The 17,655-nt window shown below is 69.2% G+C and carries 13 protein-coding genes; 8 read left to right on the top strand and 5 right to left on the bottom strand.

From position 1 onward, the window contains the following. Window positions 1–138 precede the first annotated feature (138 nt). The 5 genes from AB0D12_RS37290 (at window position 139) to AB0D12_RS37270 (ending at window position 7,674) form a co-directional block, all read left to right on the top strand. A complete protein-coding gene (locus AB0D12_RS37290) occupies window positions 139–1,290 on the top strand; it encodes a Gfo/Idh/MocA family oxidoreductase (protein ID WP_362693370.1) in 1,152 nt (383 codons plus the stop codon). Continuing rightward, a complete protein-coding gene (locus AB0D12_RS37285) occupies window positions 1,287–2,507 on the top strand; it encodes a dihydrodipicolinate synthase family protein (RefSeq protein ID WP_362693367.1) in 1,221 nt (406 codons plus the stop codon). The genes AB0D12_RS37290 and AB0D12_RS37285 overlap by 4 nt, the downstream gene beginning before the upstream one ends. Before the next feature lie 44 nt (window positions 2,508–2,551). Then, window positions 2,552–3,349, top strand: a complete 798-nt coding sequence (locus tag AB0D12_RS37280; RefSeq protein WP_362693399.1) for a sugar phosphate isomerase/epimerase family protein — start codon at window positions 2,552–2,554, stop codon at window positions 3,347–3,349. 599 nt (window positions 3,350–3,948) lie between these two features. Then, a complete protein-coding gene (locus tag AB0D12_RS37275) occupies window positions 3,949–6,153 on the top strand; it encodes an ATP-dependent RecD-like DNA helicase (protein WP_362693364.1) in 2,205 nt (734 codons plus the stop codon). A 231-nt stretch (window positions 6,154–6,384) separates the two neighbouring features. Continuing rightward, window positions 6,385–7,674, top strand: coding sequence for a citrate synthase (locus AB0D12_RS37270; protein WP_362693361.1), 1,290 nt, complete (start codon window positions 6,385–6,387; stop codon window positions 7,672–7,674). A 400-nt stretch (window positions 7,675–8,074) separates the two neighbouring features. On the opposite strand, the gene AB0D12_RS37265 is transcribed toward AB0D12_RS37270, so the two are convergent. The 3 genes from AB0D12_RS37265 to AB0D12_RS37255 all read right to left on the bottom strand — a co-directional run bounded on the left by AB0D12_RS37265 (window position 8,075) and on the right by AB0D12_RS37255 (window position 11,585). Then, window positions 8,075–10,318, bottom strand: a complete 2,244-nt coding sequence (locus AB0D12_RS37265; RefSeq protein WP_362693358.1) for a heavy metal translocating P-type ATPase — start codon at window positions 10,316–10,318, stop codon at window positions 8,075–8,077. 99 nt (window positions 10,319–10,417) lie between these two features. After that, complete coding sequence (locus AB0D12_RS37260; RefSeq protein WP_362693355.1) at window positions 10,418–10,729, bottom strand: cation transporter; 312 nt, start codon at window positions 10,727–10,729, stop codon at window positions 10,418–10,420. A gap of 109 nt (window positions 10,730–10,838) precedes the next feature. Next, the gene (locus AB0D12_RS37255) at window positions 10,839–11,585 is read right to left on the bottom strand and encodes a TetR/AcrR family transcriptional regulator (RefSeq protein WP_362693352.1); all 747 of its coding nucleotides are present in this window, start codon (window positions 11,583–11,585) and stop codon (window positions 10,839–10,841) included. Window positions 11,586–11,750: 165 nt separating this feature from the next. On the opposite strand from AB0D12_RS37255, the gene AB0D12_RS37250 reads away from it, so the two are divergent. Further along, complete coding sequence (locus AB0D12_RS37250) at window positions 11,751–14,108, top strand: MMPL family transporter (RefSeq protein ID WP_362693349.1); 2,358 nt, start codon at window positions 11,751–11,753, stop codon at window positions 14,106–14,108. A gap of 220 nt (window positions 14,109–14,328) precedes the next feature. On the opposite strand, the gene AB0D12_RS37245 is transcribed toward AB0D12_RS37250, so the two are convergent. Then, on the bottom strand, window positions 14,329–14,526 hold the full coding sequence (locus tag AB0D12_RS37245; protein WP_327323690.1) for a MerR family transcriptional regulator: 198 nt from the start codon (window positions 14,524–14,526) through the stop codon (window positions 14,329–14,331). A gap of 213 nt (window positions 14,527–14,739) precedes the next feature. Next, entirely contained in the window at window positions 14,740–15,651 is a 912-nt protein-coding gene (locus AB0D12_RS37240; RefSeq protein WP_362693345.1) for a sugar phosphate isomerase/epimerase, read from the bottom strand. Between the two features lie 127 nt (window positions 15,652–15,778). Between AB0D12_RS37240 and iolC the strand changes: the two genes are divergently transcribed. Both iolC and AB0D12_RS37230 read left to right on the top strand, forming a co-directional pair. Next, on the top strand, window positions 15,779–16,768 hold the full coding sequence (iolC, locus tag AB0D12_RS37235) for a 5-dehydro-2-deoxygluconokinase (protein WP_362693342.1): 990 nt from the start codon (window positions 15,779–15,781) through the stop codon (window positions 16,766–16,768). Continuing rightward, window positions 16,765–17,649 carry a deoxyribose-phosphate aldolase gene (locus AB0D12_RS37230; protein ID WP_362693339.1) on the top strand — a complete coding sequence of 295 codons (885 nt, stop codon included), beginning with the start codon at window positions 16,765–16,767 and terminating at the stop codon, window positions 17,647–17,649. The genes iolC and AB0D12_RS37230 overlap by 4 nt, the downstream gene beginning before the upstream one ends. The last annotated feature ends 6 nt before the right edge of the window (window positions 17,650–17,655 follow it).

The following is a 17,655-nucleotide window of genomic DNA, read 5'->3' as shown; positions in this document are numbered from 1 at the left end:
CGCTTTCCTCCGCGGGAGATGGAACCGAGCCCTTGTCCGGGCTGCTGTCGGCAGGCTAGCTTCATACCGTGTAGAAAGCGCTTGCTACGGCCATATCGAGGGAACTCGGAACCATCGAGGGGACATGGAGGCAACTTCGTGACACGCAGGACTGTGCGCATCGCCATGAACGGCGTCACGGGCCGGATGGGATACCGCCAGCATCTGGTGCGCTCCCTCCTTGCGATCCGCGAACAGGGCGGCCTGGACCTCGGGGGCGGCGAGGTGATCTGGCCCGAGCCGGTCCTCGTCGGCCGTCGCGAGCACGCGCTGCGCGAGATTGCCGAACGGCACGGCCTCACGCACTGGTCGACCGACCTCGACGCCGTACTCGCCGACGACAGCGTCGACATCTACTTCGACGCGCAGGTCACCTCCGCCCGCGTCACCGCGATCAAGCAGGCGATCGCGGCGGGCAAGCACATCTACACCGAGAAGCCGACCGCGACCGACCTGGTCGGCGCACTGGAGCTGGCGCGCCTGGCCGAGGCCGCCGGGATCAGGCACGGCGTCGTCCAGGACAAGATCTTCCTGCCGGGGCTCCTGAAGCTGAAGCGGCTCGTCGACGGCGGCTTCTTCGGCGACATCCTGTCCGTGCGCGGAGAGTTCGGCTACTGGGTCTTCGAGGGCGACTGGCAGGAGGCGCAGCGTCCGAGCTGGAACTACCGCGGTGAGGACGGCGGCGGCATCGTCGTCGACATGTTCCCGCACTGGGAGTACGTACTGCACGAGCTGTTCGGCCGGGTGACGAGCGTGACGGCGCAGGTCGCCACGCACGTTCCGCAGCGCTGGGACGAGCGCGGCAAGCCGTACGCGGCGACCGCGGACGACTCCGCGTACGGCATCTTCCAGCTGGAGGGCGGGGTCGTCGCCCAGATCAACTCCTCCTGGGCGGTACGCGTGAACCGCGACGAACTGGTGGAGTTCCAGGTCGACGGCACCCACGGCTCGGCGGTCGCGGGCCTGCGCCGCTGCCGCGCCCAGCACCGCTCCGCCACCCCGAAGCCGGTATGGAACCCGGACCTGCCCGCGACGGAGTCCTTCCGTGACCAGTGGCAGGAGGTGCCGGACAACACGAAGTTCGAGAACGGCTTCAAGGCGCAGTGGGAACTGTTCCTGCGCCATGTCGCGCTCGGCGAGCCGTATCACTGGGACCTGCCGGCGGGCGCGCGCGGTGTGCAGCTCGCCGAGCTGGGCCTGAAGTCCTCGGCCGAGGGCCGCCGGTTCGACGTACCGGAGCTGTCGCTGTGACGATCCGGCTCCTGCACGGGGTGTACGAACCCCGCACCGAACCGGCCGTGTTCGCCGCGGGAGGCGCGCCGCTCACCTCCCGTACGGTCTTCTCGGCAGCGCATGTCGTCGCCGATCCGTACGCCGATACGTCGTGGGGCTCGCCCGCCGCCGTGGACTGGGACGCGACGCTCGCCTTCCGCCGCCATCTGTGGTCGCACGGGCTCGGCGTGGCGGAGGCGATGGACACGGCGCAGCGCGGGATGGGCCTGGACTGGGCGGGCGCGGCGGAGCTGATCCGGCGCTCGGCGGCGGAGGCGAAGGCGGTGGGGGGCCGGATCGCGTGCGGTGTCGGTACCGACCAACTCGCGGCGGGCACCGGTTCGTCGGCGGGCGCCGGTTCATTGGCGGGCGCCGGTTCGTCGGCGGGCGCCGGTTCGTCGGCGTCGGGTGCTGCCTCGTTGGCGGAGGTGCGCGACGCGTACGAGGAGCAGCTGGCGCTGGTGGAGGAGAGCGGGGCGCAGGCAATCGTGATGGCGTCGCGGGCGTTGGCGTCTGCGGCGCGGACGTCCGACGACTATCTCGCCGTCTACTCCCACCTGCTGCGGCAGGCTTCGGAACCGGTGATCCTGCATTGGCTGGGGCCGATGTTCGACCCGGCACTGGAGGGTTACTGGGGCTCCGCCGACCTGGACGCGGCCACCTCGGTCCTCCTGGACGTCATCTCCGCCCACCCGGACAAGGTCGACGGGATCAAGATCTCGCTGCTGGACGCCCAGCGCGAGATCGACCTGCGCCGTCGCCTCCCGGAGGGCGTGCGGTGCTACACCGGCGACGACTTCAACTACCCCGAACTGATCGCGGGCGACGAGCACGGCTTCAGCCATGCGCTGCTCGGGATCTTCGACCCGCTGGGCCCGCCGGCGGCCGAGGCGGTACGGGTGCTGGACACGGGTGATGTCTCCGGGTTCCGTAAACGCCTCGATCCGACGGTCGCGTTGTCCCGCCATCTCTTCCAGCCGCCGACGCGCTTCTACAAGACGGGTGTGGTGCTGCTGGCGTGGCTGGCCGGACACCAGTCGCACTTCACGATGGTGGGCGGCCTGCAGTCGGCGCGCTCGCTGCCGCATTTCTGCCGGGCGTACGAACTGGCGGACGGGCTCGGCCTGTTCCCGGACCCGGTGCTGGCGGAGTCCCGTATGAAATCCCTGCTGAGCATGTACGGAGTCGCCCAGTGACCGGTCCGGATGCCATCTACCTGACCCGCTTCAGCATCAACCAGATGACGGTGAAACAGCTCAGCCTTCCCGAACTGGTCGATGCCTGTGCGGGGTTCGGTATTCCGGGGGTGGGGCTGTGGCGCGAACCGGTGCAGGCGTACGGGGTCGAGGCGGCGGCGAAGCTTGTACGGGACGCGGGGCTGGCGGTCACGAGTCTGTGCCGGGGCGGCTTCCTCACCGCGATCGAGGCGGCTGAGCGGGCGCGTGCGCTGGACGACAACCGCGCGGCCATCGACGAGGCGGCGACGCTCGGCACGGACACGCTGGTCCTGGTCTCGGGCGGACTTCCGCCGGGCAGCCGGGACTTGGTGGCGGCGCGGTCACGCATCGCGGACGCGCTCGCCGTGCTCGCTCCGTACGCGGGGGAGCGGGGCGTACGGCTGGCGATCGAGCCGCTGCACCCGATGTACGCGGCGGACCGGTGCGTGGTGTCCACGCTGACGCAGGCGCTGGACCTCGCGGAGCGTTTCCCGGCGTCGCAGGTGGGCGTGGTGGTGGACACGTACCACATCTGGTGGGACGACACGGCCCCGGCGGCGGTGGCGCGAGCGGGTTCGTCGGCCCGGATCCACGCATTCCAACTGGCGGACTGGACGACGCCGTTGCCGGCGGGGGTGCTGAACGGGCGGGGACAGATCGGGGACGGGTCGATCGACATGCGGGAGTGGCGGAAACGGGTGGAGGGGGCGGGGTACAGGGGTGCGATCGAGGTGGAGCTGTTCAACGGGGGGCTGTGGTCGCGGGACGGGGTGGAGGTCCTGGGAGAAACGGTGCGCCGGTACGGGGAGCACGTGCTGTAGGGGGAACGGGTCCCTGGCGGGGGATCGGGTCCTTTGCGGGGTGCGGGTCCCTGGTAGGGGCACGGGTCCCTTGCGGGGTGCGGGTCCGTGCGGGGGATCGGGTCCCTTGCGGGGTGTGGGTGCACCGCGGCGCGAAGCTGCCGCTCCGGGGGTGTGGGGGCGTCAGCCCCCACGTACCCCTCCCCGCCTTCCCCCCGGGGGCTGGGGGCACCGCCCCCAGTTTCGCCAAGGGGCGGGGTGGGGGGAACTCCACGCCCCGCACCCCGTGCACCCGCACCCACGCCGTCCCCGAACATCTGACCGGCGGGCCGAGCCCCTCACGGTCGACCAGAACGCCCATGACTAACCCACTTTGTCGGCATTCCGGGATTCCGGAAAATTAACTGCCCGAAGTCGTACAACCCTTTCCGCGTGACGCGGGTCTACCTGTCATCAAGGCTCCCGGGGAGGGATCTGGGGGGATCAGGGAGCTCTTGACGGAGGGGGAGTGCGAGGGGCCCGGTCGTCAGACCGGGCCCCCTTGACTGGCCGGACCGGCGACGGGCCCGAGTTGTCCACAGGCCCTCCGCATTGTCGGACCTCGGCGGTAGCGTCGGATCATGTCCAATCCAGCAGTGGTCGAAGGGGTCCTCGAGCGGATCACGTATGCCAACGAGGAGAACGGCTACACGGTCGCCCGGGTCGACACGGGACGCGGCAGTGATCTCCTCACGGTGGTCGGCTCGCTGCTCGGTGCGCAGCCGGGCGAGTCGTTGCGTATGGAGGGCCGTTGGGGCTCCCACCCCCAGTACGGCAAGCAGTTCACCGTGGACAACTACACGACCGTCCTGCCGGCCACGATCCAGGGCATACGCCGTTACCTCGGCTCGGGCCTGATCAAGGGAATCGGCCCCCGGATCGCCGAGCGCATCGTCGAGCACTTCGGCATCGACACGCTCGACATCATCGAGCAGCAGCCGAAGAAGCTCATCGAGGTCCCCGGACTCGGCCCGAAGCGGACGAAGTTGATCGGTGTCGCCTGGGAGGAGCAGAAGGCCATCAAGGAGGTCATGGTCTTCCTCCAAGGGGTCGGCGTCTCCACGTCCATTGCGGTGCGCATCTACAAGAAGTACGAGGACGCCTCGATCTCGGTCGTGAAGAACCAGCCGTACCGCCTCGCCGCCGACGTCTGGGGCATCGGGTTCCTCACCGCCGACAAGATCGCGCAGGCGGTCGGCATACCGCACGACAGCCCGGAGCGGGTCAAGGCGGGGCTGCAGTACGCCCTGTCGCAGTCCACCGACCAAGGGCACTGCTTCCTGCCCGAGGAGCAGCTGATCAGCGACGCGGTGAAACTGCTCCAGGTGGACACCGGCCTTGTCATCGAGTGCCTCGCCGAGCTCGCGGGCGAGGAGGAAGGGGTGGTACGGGAGAAGGTGCCGGCCCCGGACGGCGGTGAGCCGGTCACTGCGGTGTACCTGGTGCCCTTCCACCGGGCCGAGATCTCGCTCGCCGCCCAGCTGCGTCGGCTGCTGGGAGCCGGGGAGGACCGGATGCCGGGCTTCCAGGACGTCGTCTGGGACAAGGCGCTGGCCTGGCTCGCGGAGCGTACGGGCGCGGAGCTCGCGCCCGAGCAGGAGGCGGCGGTCAGGCTCGCGCTCACCCAGAAGGTCGCCGTTCTGACCGGCGGTCCCGGCTGCGGCAAGTCGTTCACGGTCCGGTCCATCGTGGAGCTGGCCCGCGCCAGGAAGGCGAAGGTGGTGCTGGCCGCACCGACCGGGCGCGCGGCCAAACGGCTCGCCGAACTCACCGGCGCCGAGGCGTCCACCGTGCACCGGCTGCTCGAGCTCAGGCCCGGCGGCGACGCGGCGTACGACAGGGACCGGCCGCTCGACGCGGATCTGGTGGTGGTCGACGAGGCGTCCATGCTCGATCTGCTCCTCGCCAACAAGCTGGTCAAGGCCGTTGCCCCCGGCGCGCATCTGCTGCTGGTGGGGGATGTGGACCAGCTGCCGAGCGTCGGTGCCGGCGAGGTGCTGCGCGACCTGCTCGCCGACGGCGGACCCGTGCCGAACGTCCGGCTGACCCGGATCTTCCGGCAGGCCCAGCAGTCCGGCGTCGTCACCAACGCCCACCGCATCAACTCCGGTGTTCATCCCATTACTTCGGGTCTCTCCGACTTCTTCCTCTTCGTGGAGGAGGAGACGGAGGACGCGGGAAAGCTCACGGTGGACGTGGCGGCCCGCCGCATCCCGGCCAGATTCGGCCTGGATCCGCGGCGCGATGTGCAGGTGCTCGCACCCATGCACCGCGGCCCGGCCGGCGCCGGCACGCTCAACGGCCTGCTCCAGCAGGCGATCACGCCCGCCAGGCCCGACCTTCCCGAGAAGCGTCTCGGCGGCCGTGTCTTCCGCGTCGGCGACAAGGTCACCCAGATTCGCAACAATTACGAGAAGGGAAAGAACGGCGTCTTCAACGGCACGGTCGGCGTGGTCACCTCGCTCCAGCTGGACGACCAGCGGCTGACGGTGCTGACGGACGAGGACGAGGAGGTTCCGTACGACTTCGACGAGCTGGACGAACTGGCACATGCCTACGCCGTGACCATCCACCGCTCACAGGGCAGCGAATACCCGGCAGTGGTGATCCCGGTCACGACCGGAGCCTGGATGATGCTCCAGCGGAACCTCCTCTACACGGCGGTCACCAGGGCCAAGAAGCTCGTCGTGCTGGTCGGCTCCCGTAAGGCGATAGGGCAGGCAGTACGCACTGTTTCCGCAGGCAGACGCTTCACCGCGCTCGACCACCGGCTGACCGGCGGCTGAGCGGGATGCGCTGCGCCGGCCGGGTGTGACACCTGGGGCCCGTGGGGTGTCAAACGCCACCCCTGGCTTCCAGAAGCAGGGCGAAGGGGGCAAGATGAGCAGGTTGGCGGCACTGAGTGCCGCCAATAGGCCCAATGGTCGACCCCGAGTGCACTCTCCTGAGCCAAATGGGGGATGGTAGAGACAGTCAGGGCACCTCGAAGAAGAGGCACTACGTCGGTGAGGGATGACGTGAGCGACAACTCTGTAGTACTGCGGTACGCGGACGGTGAACACACCTACCCGGTGGTCGAGAGCACCGTCGGCGACAAGGGCTTCGACATCGGGAAGCTCCGAGCCCAGACCGGTCTGGTGACCCTGGACAGCGGATACGGGAATACAGCCGCCTATAAATCCGCGATCACCTACCTCGACGGCGAGCAGGGCATCCTGCGCTACCGCGGCTACCCGATCGAGCAGCTGGCCGAGCGTTCCACCTTCCTCGAGGTGGCGTACCTGCTGATCAATGGCGAGCTTCCGACGGTCGACGAGCTGTCGACATTCAAGAGCGAGATCACCCAGCACACGCTGCTGCACGAGGACGTCAAGCGGTTCTACGGCGGCTTCCCGCGCGACGCCCACCCGATGGCGATGCTGTCCTCCGTGGTCAGCGCGCTGTCGACGTTCTACCAGGACAGCCACAACCCGTTCGACGAGAAGCAGCGTCATCTCTCCACGGTCCGGCTGCTCGCCAAGCTGCCGACGATCGCGGCGTACGCGTACAAGAAGTCGATCGGCCACCCCTTCGTCTACCCGCGCAACGACCTCGGGTACGTGGAGAACTTCCTGCGGATGACCTTCTCGGTCCCCGCGCAGGAGTACGACCTGGACCCGGTCGTGGTCTCGGCGCTCGACAAGCTGCTGATCCTGCACGCGGACCACGAGCAGAACTGTTCGACCTCCACCGTGCGTCTGGTCGGCTCCTCGCAGGCGAACATGTTCGCCTCGATCTCCGCCGGCATCAGCGCCCTGTGGGGCCCGCTGCACGGTGGCGCCAACCAGTCGGTGCTGGAGATGCTCGAGGGCATCCAGACCAACGGCGGCGACGTCGACTCCTTCATCCGCAAGGTGAAGAACAAGGAGGACGGCGTCCGCCTGATGGGCTTTGGCCACCGCGTCTACAAGAGCTTCGACCCGCGGGCGAAGATCATCAAGGCGGCGGCACACGATGTCCTCTCGGCGCTCGGCAAGTCCGACGAGCTGCTCGACATCGCGCTCAAGCTGGAGGAGCACGCGCTCTCCGACGACTACTTCGTCTCGCGCAACCTCTACCCGAACGTGGACTTCTACACCGGCCTGATCTACCGGGCCATGGGCTTCCCGACCGAGATGTTCACCGTGCTCTTCGCGCTCGGCCGGCTGCCCGGCTGGATCGCCCAGTGGCACGAGATGATCAAGGAGCCGGGGTCCCGTATCGGCCGCCCGCGCCAGATCTACACCGGCGAGGTCCTGCGCGACTTCATTCCGGTCGAGGCTCGCTGACACCGGTATTCGCTGACACCCGTACGTGTGCGCGTCCGCGCCTCGTATCCGGCGCAGAAAGCGGAAAGCGCCCCGCTGCCGATCCCCCCACGGGTCGGCGGGCGGGGCGCTTCCCATTTCCCCGGAGCGGATTCCCCCCACGGGATCCGGCCGGGCGTCTGCTGGTTGCAGAAGCTCCTCACGCAGTCTGCCGGGGTACGTACGCACGGGAGGGCCGCTCAAAGCTCCCCGGGCACGTGCCCCGGCCAACGCTTGCCTGGGACGTCCCCCAAGACATCCCATGAACGTCCCCCAAGACGTTCTCGGCATCGCCCACTTAGACTCGCGAGGAGTCGCAATGGTTACCTCTAAATATCTGTGATCTAGGTCTCCTTGTGAAGGTCTTGTGACCTACTTGTAGTCACATGAAGGAGCGTAGTCGCAGGCTGTTGGTCACCACAAATACGGACGAAAAGGCCATGGCAAATCCCGCGATCATGGGGTTGAGCAGGCCTGATGCCGCCAGCGGCAGCGCGGCCACGTTGTAACCGAAGGCCCAGAAAAGATTGCCCTTGATGGTGGTCAGTGTCCGGCGTGCGAGACGGATCGCGTCGGCTGCAACCCTCAGGTCTCCGCGTACGAGGGTCAGATCGCCGGCCTCGATCGCCGCATCCGTGCCCGTGCCCATCGCCAGGCCCAGGTCCGCGGTGGCCAGCGCGGCAGCGTCGTTCACGCCGTCGCCGACCATCGCGACGCTGCGGCCCTCGGCCTGGAGACGCTTGACCACGGCCACCTTGTCTTCGGGCATGACCTCGGCGTACACCTCGTCGATGCCGACCTCGGCCGCGACCGATTCGGCGACCGCCTTGTTGTCGCCGGTCAGCAGCACCGGAGTGAGGCCTAGGGCACGCAGCCGTGCGACCGCCTCGGCACTGGTGTCCTTGACCGCGTCGGCGACGGTGAGCACGCCGAGCGCCTTGCCGTCCACGGCCGCGAAGACCGCCGTACGCCCCTCGGTCGCGGCGGAGGCGAGCTCTTCGGGCAACTCAACGCCGGCGTCCGTGAGCAGCCGCGCTCGCCCGACCAGCACCTCGTGTCCTTCGACGACGCCGCGTACGCCGAGGCCAGGGACGTTCTCGAAGCTTTCGGCGGCGGGAAGTGTGCCGACCCGCTCCTCGGCGCCCGCCGCGACGGCGCGGGCGATGGGGTGCTCCGAGGCGTGCTCCAGTGCGCCCGCGAAGCGCAGCAGTTCATGCTCCTCGGCGGTTTCGGCGACGTACACCCGCTGAAGGCGCATCCGGCCGGTGGTGACCGTCCCTGTCTTGTCCAGGACGACCGTGTCGATCTTGCGGGTGGACTCCAGGACCTCCGGTCCCTTGATCAGGATGCCGAGCTGGGCGCCGCGCCCCATACCGACCATGAGGGCGGTCGGCGTGGCCAGCCCCAGGGCGCACGGGCAGGCGATGATCAGTACGGCGACGGCGGCCGTGAAGGCTGCGGTCACATCGTCCGTGGCGAGCAGCCAGGCCGCCGGCGTCCCGAGTGCGATCAGCAGTACGACAGGTACGAAGACGGCCGAGATCCGGTCGGCGATGCGCTGCACGTCGGCCTTGCCGTTCTGGGCGTCCTCCACCATCCGGGCCATCCGGGCGAGCTGGGTGTCGGCGCCGATCCGGGTGGCCTCGACGACGAGCCGGCCGGCGGTGTTGACGCAGCCGCCGGTGACCGGGTCCCCCGCGGTCACATCCACCGGCACGGACTCGCCCGTGAGCATGGAGGCGTCGACGGCGGAGGTGCCCTCGACGACGCTGCCGTCGGTGGCGATCTTCTCTCCGGGGCGTACGACGAAGCGGTCGCCGACGGCGAGCCGGCCGATCGGAATGCGCACCTCCGTGCCGCCGCGCAGTACGGCGACATCCTTGGCGCCCAGCTCCAGCAGGGCACGCAGGGCAGCGCCCGCCTTCCGCTTGGAGCGCGCCTCCAGATAGCGGCCGAGCAGGATGAAGGTCACCACGCCCGCGGCGACCTCGAGATAGATCGTCGAGGCGGCGTCGGCACGCGTGACGGTGGTGTCGAAACCGTGGCGCATGGCGGGCATGCCCGCGTCCCCGAGGAAGAGCGCCCACAGCGACCAGCCGAAGGCGGCGAGCGTGCCGACCGAGACGAGGGTGTCCATGGTGGCCGCGCCGTGCCGGAGGTTGGTCCAGGTGGCCCGGTGGAAGGGCAGTGCGCCCCAGATGACGACGGGGGCGGCGAGGGTGAGCGAGAGCCACTGCCAGTTGTCGAACTGGAGGGCGGGGATCATCGCCATGAGGACGACCGGCGCCGCGAGCACGGCGGAGACGATCAGACGCTGCCGGAGGGCGGCCGACTCCGGGTCGGGCCGCGCTTCGGAGTCCACGGCGGGGTCCGACCCGGAGTCCACGGCGAGGTCCGGTTCGGGCTCGGGCGCTGGGGGCTGCGCGGCCGAGTAGCCGGTTTTCACCACGGTGGCGATGAGATCGGCGACTCCCATCCCGTGCGGATAGGAGACCTTCGCCTTCTCGGTCGCGTAGTTGACGGTGGCGCTGACGCCGTCCATGCGGTTCAGCTTCTTCTCGACGCGAGCCGCGCAGGAGGCGCAGGTCATCCCGCCGATGGTGAGCTCGACCTGGGATGTATCCACTTCGGGACTCCAGAAAACGGGGCCGGGCCGTACGGGACCCAGTATCGGACTGGTCGGGTACGACCCGGCGGAGGGCCTTGCGGGTGAGGAGGTGAGTGCTCAGGCCTGCCCGACGAGCTCGTACCCGGCCTCGTCGACGGCTTCGCGAACCGCGGCGTCGTCGAGCGGGGCCTCGGAGATCACGGTCACCTGACCGGTGGAGGCGACCGCCTCCACCGAGGTGACGCCCGGCAGCTGGGAGATCTCGCTGGAGACGGCGCCTTCGCAGTGACCGCAGGTCATGCCCGTGACCTGGTAGACGGTGGTGACGCCGCCGATCTGCACGTCGGCCGCACCGGCGCCACAGGCGCCGCCGCAGCAGCAGCCGGAGCCGGTCGCCTGGGCGGTCTCGGTCTTCGTCTCGGCGGTCATGGCGTTTCTCCTCTTCGAGGGTGCAACACGTACGAGGTCATGGTGTGCCGGGGGGCCGCGGGAGTGCCGAGCCTTCCAGATGCACTTCAGACTATACCCCTAGGGGGTATTAACGTGCATGCGGGCCAGGCCGCGTGTTCCGCTGCTGCTCCTCGGCCCACTCGTCGGCCTGCTCCTCGGCCCGCTGCCCGGCCTGCTTCTCGGCCGGACAGACACCGACGATGGGGGCCAGGTAGCGGAACATGACTTTCTTGATCTCTTCGATGTACGCCCGCCGCTCCTCGCCCTCGTGGGCGAGGACCAGGTCGAGCCCCGCCTTGAAGATGGCGAAAATCATGCTCGCGACGCGGGAGAGCTCGGCGGGTGGTGCTTGGGGGAGGAAGCTTGCGACGATCTGCTCGATCCGGGTGAGCAGCACTGCGTGCAGGGCGTCGAACTCCTGCGTGATCTGGCCCGGGACATCGGGACCGTGCACCAGGGCGGCGAAGGCCGGGTTCTCGTGATTGAAGGCGAAGAGCGGATCGAGGACCTCGTCCAGCAGCTGGTCGAGCGGGAGATCGAGGTTGGCGGCGGTCAGGGCCGCGCCGTGGGACTCGCGCCACTGCTGGAGGAGTCGGCCGCCGAGTTCGACGGCGATGGCCTCCTTGTTCGGGAAGAACTGGTAGAGCGTGCCGGGGGAGACGCCGGCCTCGCGGGCGATGGCGTTGGTGCTGGCCGCGGTGTAGCCGGTGGTGCAGAAGACGTTCGCTGCGGCGTCGAGGAGCTGGGCGATACGGCGCTCCCCGCGGGCCTGGCGGCGGCGCGGCCTGGCACCCCCTGTGGTCGCAGCGGGCTCCGGGGTCGTGGGCTCCGGCACGTGAAATCCCCAGCTTCCTGACGGTGGTTGACAAACGCGAGTGGGCGCTCGCATTCTTGGTTAATGCGAGCGATAGCTCGTGTTTGCCAGTCTATGGCAATGGTCGACCCATGCTGCCTGCCCGGGGAGCCTGCGCATGGGCCACGGTGAAGGGGACACCGCACCATGTCCGAAGTCAACAGCCCACCGCCGGTCGGGGGATGGACCCGGTTCGTGACCGCGCGGCCGCGGCTTTCGCTGCTGGCCGCGCTGGTGCTCACCGCACTCGCGGTGTTCGCCGGAAGCGGGGTCGCCGAGCGCATGGGGAGCGGCGGCTGGCAGGACCCGGCTGCCGAGTCGACGTATGCGACAGAGGCGCTGGAGCGGGAGTTCCCGGCCTCCCAGCCGAATCTGCTGCTGCTCGTGGACAGCGGACGGGCGAGTGTGGACGACCCGGCGGTCGCCGCCGAGGGACGGCGGCTCGGGGAGCGGCTCGCCGCCGAGAAGGACGTCACGGGCGTCGGCTCGTACTGGGGGACCCGCTCACCCGCGCTGCGAGCCGGCGACGGGCATCAGGCGCTGATCGCGGCCCGGATCGAGGGCGACGAGAAAGCCACCTCCGAGGTGCTGGAGCGGATAGCGCCGGACTTCCGGGGGGCGCACGGCCCGGTGCAGGTCTCGATCGGCGGCCCCGTCGCCCTGCAGCACGAGATGACCACGACCATCCAGGAGGACCTGCTGCGGGCCGAGCTGATCGCTCTACCAGTGACGCTGGTGCTGCTGGTCATGGTCTTCGGCAGCGCGATCGCAGCACTGCTCCCGCTGGGCGTCGGCATCGTCGCCATCCTGGGGACGAACGCCGTCCTGCGCGGCATCACCGAGTTCGCCGATGTCTCGGTCTTCGCGCAGAACCTCACCACGGCCCTGGGGCTCGGACTCGCCATCGACTACGCCCTGTTCATCGTGCGCCGATTCCGGGAGGAGTTGGCCGATGGGGCCGAGGTGCGGGAGGCGATCGGCATCACTCTGCGCACCGCGGGCCGCACCGTTCTGTTCTCCGCCCTGACCGTGGCCGTGTCGCTGGCCGCGATGCTGGTCTTCCCGCAGTACTTCCTGCGGTCCTTCGCCTATGCCGGGATCGCCGTGGTCCTTCTGGCGGCAGGGGCCGCGCTGGTGCTGCTCCCAGCCGCCCTGATGCTGCTTGGGCACCGGGTCAATGCGCTGGATCTGCGCCGCCTTCTCAAGCGTGGCCGACGTGACGGCGCATCGTCCGATGAGGCTGGGGCTGACAAGGCGTCGACCGCGGACCAGAAGGCGCCCGCGGACCAGAAAGTGGCTGCGGACCAGGAGGCGGCCGGAGCCGGGTGGGCATGGGTCGCCGGGCTGGTGATGCGCCGGGCCCCCCTGTTCGCGTTCGCCACCGTGGCCGGTCTTGTGCTGCTCGGACTGCCCTTCTTGGGTGTGAAGTTCGGTACCCCCGACGACCGCCAGCTGCCGTCGACCGCCGAGGTCCATGTCGTTCAGCAGCAGATACGGGACGGCTTCCCCGGCAGCCCCGCCGGCGGTCTCGAAGTCTTCGCCGAGGACAGGGGTTCCGGGTCCGCGACGACCTCCGCCGGGTACGCCGAGTACCGCGACAGGATCGCAGCCCTCCCGGGTGTGCTGCGGGTGGACGGGCCCGTCACCTCGGGCGGATCCGCCTACCTCACAGTGCAGCCCAAGGGCGAGGCGGTGGGCGAGGAGGCCCAGCGGCTCGTGCATGAACTGCGAGATGTATCGGCCCCGTTCGCGACCTCGGTGACCGGCCGGGCCGCAGTGCTGGAGGACTCCAAGGCTGCTATCGCCGACCGGCTGCCGCTGGCGCTGGCGATCATCGCCATAGTGACGCTGCTGCTGGTCTTCCTGCTCACCGGCAGTGTGCTCATCCCCATCCAGGCGGTCGTGCTCAACGCCCTCAGCCTGACGGCGATGTTCGGCGCAGTGGTCTGGGTCTTCCAGGACGGGCACCTCTCCGGGCTGCTCTCCTTCACCTCCACCGGAGACATCGAGACGACGCTCCCCGTGCTGATGTTCTGCATCGCCTTCGGGCTGTCCATGGACTACGGCGTCTTTCTACTCTCCCGGATCAAGGAGGAGTACGACCACACGGGTGACCATGAGCACGCGGTGAGATTCGGACTTCAGCGCACCGGCGGGCTGATCACCGCGGCGGCCGTGATCCTCGCGGTGGTGATGGTGGGCATCGGCACCTCACGGGTGACCAACACCAAGATGCTCGGCCTCGGAATCGCGCTGGCTGTGCTGATGGACGCCATGGTGGTGCGCAGTCTGCTGGTTCCCTCGGTCATGAAACTGATGGGCGCCTCGACCTGGTGGGCCCCCGGGCCGCTGCGCCGCTTCCATGAACGGTTCGGGCTGACCGAGGGAGAGATATCGCAGCCCGTGCCGCAGCCCGTACCGCGGCCGGATTCGGAGCCGGATCCGGCATCGGAACCGGAATCGGGTTCGGATCCCGACGCGGCCCGGGACAGGGTCAAGGCCTGACGCCGCGGTGGACCGCCCACTCCCGGGCAAGGATCGACATAGAGGTGGCGTCGATCCACTGGCCCTCGTGGAGCAGCGGGGGATTGTCGGGCCAGGCCCCTGAAGTGAGCAACTGATTAAGGTTGACCGGGAGGAAGGAAGCCGTCCCCGCATCCATGCACGCACGCAGGCGGCGCGGGCCCGACGGCTCCAGATCTGCGGTTCTCAGTCCCTTTGGCTCTCAGTCCCTGCGGCCCCTGTTCCCGGGGCGATTGGCCACCCAGACGCGGATCGTGTCCGCGTGCCAGTAGGGCTTGCCGGCCTCCACATGGTCGGGTGGCGGGAGAAGACCGTGCTTGCGGTACGAACGGACCGTGTCCGGCTGCACCTGGATGTGCGCGGCGATCTCCTTGTAGGACCAGAGTCTTCTGTCCGCCATGGTTGTGCCACCTCTCTGCGTCGCGGCAGCGTCGGCGCGGGGGCCGTCGGGTGAGCTGCGCGCGGACGCTGGTGATCACTGAGCCTGTGCCCGTTGCAACGATGCCGAGCGAGAGGAGGAATGGGTCTGTTGATTGCCTGTGACGGAAGCCTCGCGTAATCGAGACATGCGTGACGAGGAGGCGATAACCGTGACAGAAGTGGTGTGCGAGCCTCAGGCGCCGCAAGAGCGCAGGAAACCGCGCGTCCGCTCGGCGATCGGAAAGGGTTTGTCCGGCGGGCACGGATACATGTCCTGCTCGACGATGGCGAAGAGCTCGACGTCGAGTGCCTGGGCCGCGGCCAGTACGGGCTCCAGCGCGGGCACACCGGCCGGCGGCTCGCACATCACGCCCCGGCCCACGGCCGGTCCGAACGGCACCTCGTCCGCGACCACTTCGGCCAGGATCTCCGGGTCCACCTGCTTGAGGTGGAGGTAGCCGATCCGCTCCCCGTAGGTCTCGATCAGCTTGACGCTGTCGCCGCCGCAGTAGGCGTAGTGCCCGGTGTCCAGGCAGAGCGAGACCAGGCCGGGGTCGGTGGCGTCGAGGAAGCGGCTGACGTTCTCCTCGCTGTCGATATGAGTGTCCGCGTGCGGGTGGACGACGATCTTCAGTCCGTAGCGCTCGCGCACCTCGCGACCCAACCGTTCGGTCTGGGTGGCGAGATCGCGCCACTGTGCCGGGGTGAGGGTGCGGTCCTCCAGTACCTGGCCCGTCTTGTCGTCGCGCCAGAAGGAGGGGATGACGACCAGATGTTCCGCGCCCATGGCCCGGGTGAGTGCAGCGATGTCCGAGACATGTGCCCAGGTCTTCTCCCAGACCGCCGGCCCGTGGTGCAGCCCGGTGAAGACCGTGCCGGCCGAGACCTTCAGCCCGCGACGGGCGGTCTCCGCGGTGAGGCGGGCGGGATCGGTCGGGAGATAGCCGTACGGGCCGAGCTCGATCCACTCGTATCCGGCGTCAGCAACTTCATCGAGGAAGCGCTGCCAGGGGACCTGCTGAGGATCGTCCGGGAACCACACCCCCCAGGAGTCGGGGGCCGAGCCGACCCGGATGCGGTTCAGGACGGGGGCGGAGGAGGTCATGCGGGTCAGCTTTCCGGCCGCCGAAGAAAGGTGTCAAGGCTTCGTCCGAATGTAAGGACAAAATATTGACAGGGCTCAGTGAGGAGCACTAGACCTGGGGACAGCCGGCTCGACCGAAGGGACGCGTATGCCTCAGCCGTACGACGTGATCACGATGGGCCGGATCGGCGTGGACCTCTATCCGCTGCGGACCGGGGTTCCGTTGGCGCAGGTCGACACGTTCGGGAAGTTCCTCGGCGGCTCGGCCGCGAATGTCGCGGTGGGTGCCGCCCGGCTGGGCCGGCGGACGGCGGTGATCACCCGCACCGGGCAGGACGCCTTCGGCGACTATCTCCACCAGGCGCTGGGGGAGTTCGGGGTCGACGACCGCTGGGTGACTCCGGTGGCCGCGTACCCGACCCCGGTCACCTTCTGCGAGATCTTCCCTCCGGACAACTTCCCGCTCTACTTCTACCGGCAGCCGAAAGCACCCGATCTCGAGATCGACCAGCATGAGCTGGATATGGCGGCGATCCGCGAGGCGAGGGTCTTCTGGATGACCGGCACGGGCCTGTGCGCGGAACCGAGCCGCACCGCGACGCTGGCCGCGCTCGCCCATCGCGCCAAGTCCGGCACCACCGTCTTCGACCTGGACTGGCGGCCCATGTTCTGGGGAGATCCGGACGAGGCGCGGCCGTACTACACGCAGGCCCTCGCGCAGGCCACCGTCGCCGTCGGCAATCTCGAGGAGTGCGAGATCGCCACCGGTGAGCGCGAGCCGTACGCCGCCGCGCGTGCGCTCCTTGCCGCCGGGGTCGAGCTCGCCGTCGTCAAGCAGGGCCCCAAGGGAGTCCTCGCCGCTCACCGCGACGGCACACAGGCCGAGGTCCCGCCGGTCCCCGTCGAGGTGGTCAACGGTCTGGGCGCGGGCGACGCGTTCGGCGGGGCGCTCTGCCACGGGCTGCTGTCGGGCTGGGAGTTGGAGCGCATCATGCGGTACGCCAACGCGGCCGGAGCCATCGTCGCCGCCCGTCTCGCCTGCTCCACCGCGATGCCGTACGCCGCCGAGGTCGACCAGGTCCTCGAGGGCGCCCCCGTCCCTCCCGGACCCTCAATCCCGCCCGGAGCCGCCTCGTGAGTCGCGTCGACATCAGCGAACTCGTCGGGATCCGCACCCGCCACCCCGAGGCCGTCGCCGAAGCCGCCACCCGGCGGCGCAGGCGGCCCCGGCTCATAGGCGAGAGCGGCCGACTGATGATCATCGCCGCCGACCACCCCGCCCGTGGCGCCCTCGCCGTCGGCGACCGTCACCTCGCCATGGCCAACCGCCTCGACCTGCTGGAGCGGCTCTGCCTCGCCCTCTCCCGCCCCGGCGTCGACGGTGTCCTCGCCACCGCCGACATCCTCGACGACCTGCTCCTCCTCGGTGCCCTCGAGGACAAGGTCGTGATGGGCTCGATGAACCGCGGAGGCCTCGCGGGCGCGGCGTTCGAGCTCGACGACCGGTTCACCGGCCACCGCGCCAAGGACCTGGACCGGCTCGGTTTCGACGCGGGCAAACTGCTGCTCCGTATCGACTACGAGGACCCGGCCTCGCTCGACACACTGCACGCCACCGCACGCGCCGTCGACGAGATGGCCGAGCGTCAGCTTCCCGTCTTCATCGAGCCGTTCATCTGTCACCGCGTCGACGGCCGCCTCCGCAACGATCTCAGCGCCGAAGCCGTCACCCGGTCCATCGCCATCGCCTCCGGTCTGGCCGGCACCTCCGCGTACACCTGGCTGAAGGTCCCCGTGACCGACGACCCCGAAGACATGGCGGCCGTGATGGAGACCTCGACCCTCCCGGCGGTCCTCCTCGGCGGCGAGATCGGGGACGACCAGCACGGTGCGTACGAGAAATGGCGTGGAGCGCTGCAACTGCCCACCGTCCAGGGACTGGTGGTGGGACGCTCGCTGCTCTATCCGGTCGACGGGGACGTCGCCGGGGCGGTCGATACGGCCGTCGGACTGCTGTAGGGGGTA

It is taken from the genome of Streptomyces sp. NPDC048479 (genome assembly GCF_040651435.1).
Lineage (GTDB): Bacteria > Actinomycetota > Actinomycetes > Streptomycetales > Streptomycetaceae > Streptomyces.
The sequence above is the reverse complement of the archived record's forward strand: the minus strand, read 5'-3'. Positions and strand labels throughout refer to the sequence as shown.

What these genes read in the sequence shown, in the direction of transcription:
- AB0D12_RS37280 (WP_362693399.1), top strand. Translation starts at nt 2,552, where the DNA reads ATGACGGTGAAACAGCTCAGCCTTCCCGAACTGGTCGATGCCTGTGCG.
- AB0D12_RS37275 (WP_362693364.1), top strand. Translation starts at nt 3,949, where the DNA reads ATGTCCAATCCAGCAGTGGTCGAAGGGGTCCTCGAGCGGATCACGTAT.
- AB0D12_RS37260 (WP_362693355.1), bottom strand. Translation starts at nt 10,729, where the DNA reads ATGACCGCCGAGACGAAGACCGAGACCGCCCAGGCGACCGGCTCCGGC.
- AB0D12_RS37250 (WP_362693349.1), top strand. Translation starts at nt 11,751, where the DNA reads ATGTCCGAAGTCAACAGCCCACCGCCGGTCGGGGGATGGACCCGGTTC.
- AB0D12_RS37245 (WP_327323690.1), bottom strand. Translation starts at nt 14,526, where the DNA reads ATGGCGGACAGAAGACTCTGGTCCTACAAGGAGATCGCCGCGCACATC.
- AB0D12_RS37240 (WP_362693345.1), bottom strand. Translation starts at nt 15,651, where the DNA reads ATGACCTCCTCCGCCCCCGTCCTGAACCGCATCCGGGTCGGCTCGGCC.
- iolC (WP_362693342.1), top strand. Translation starts at nt 15,779, where the DNA reads ATGCCTCAGCCGTACGACGTGATCACGATGGGCCGGATCGGCGTGGAC.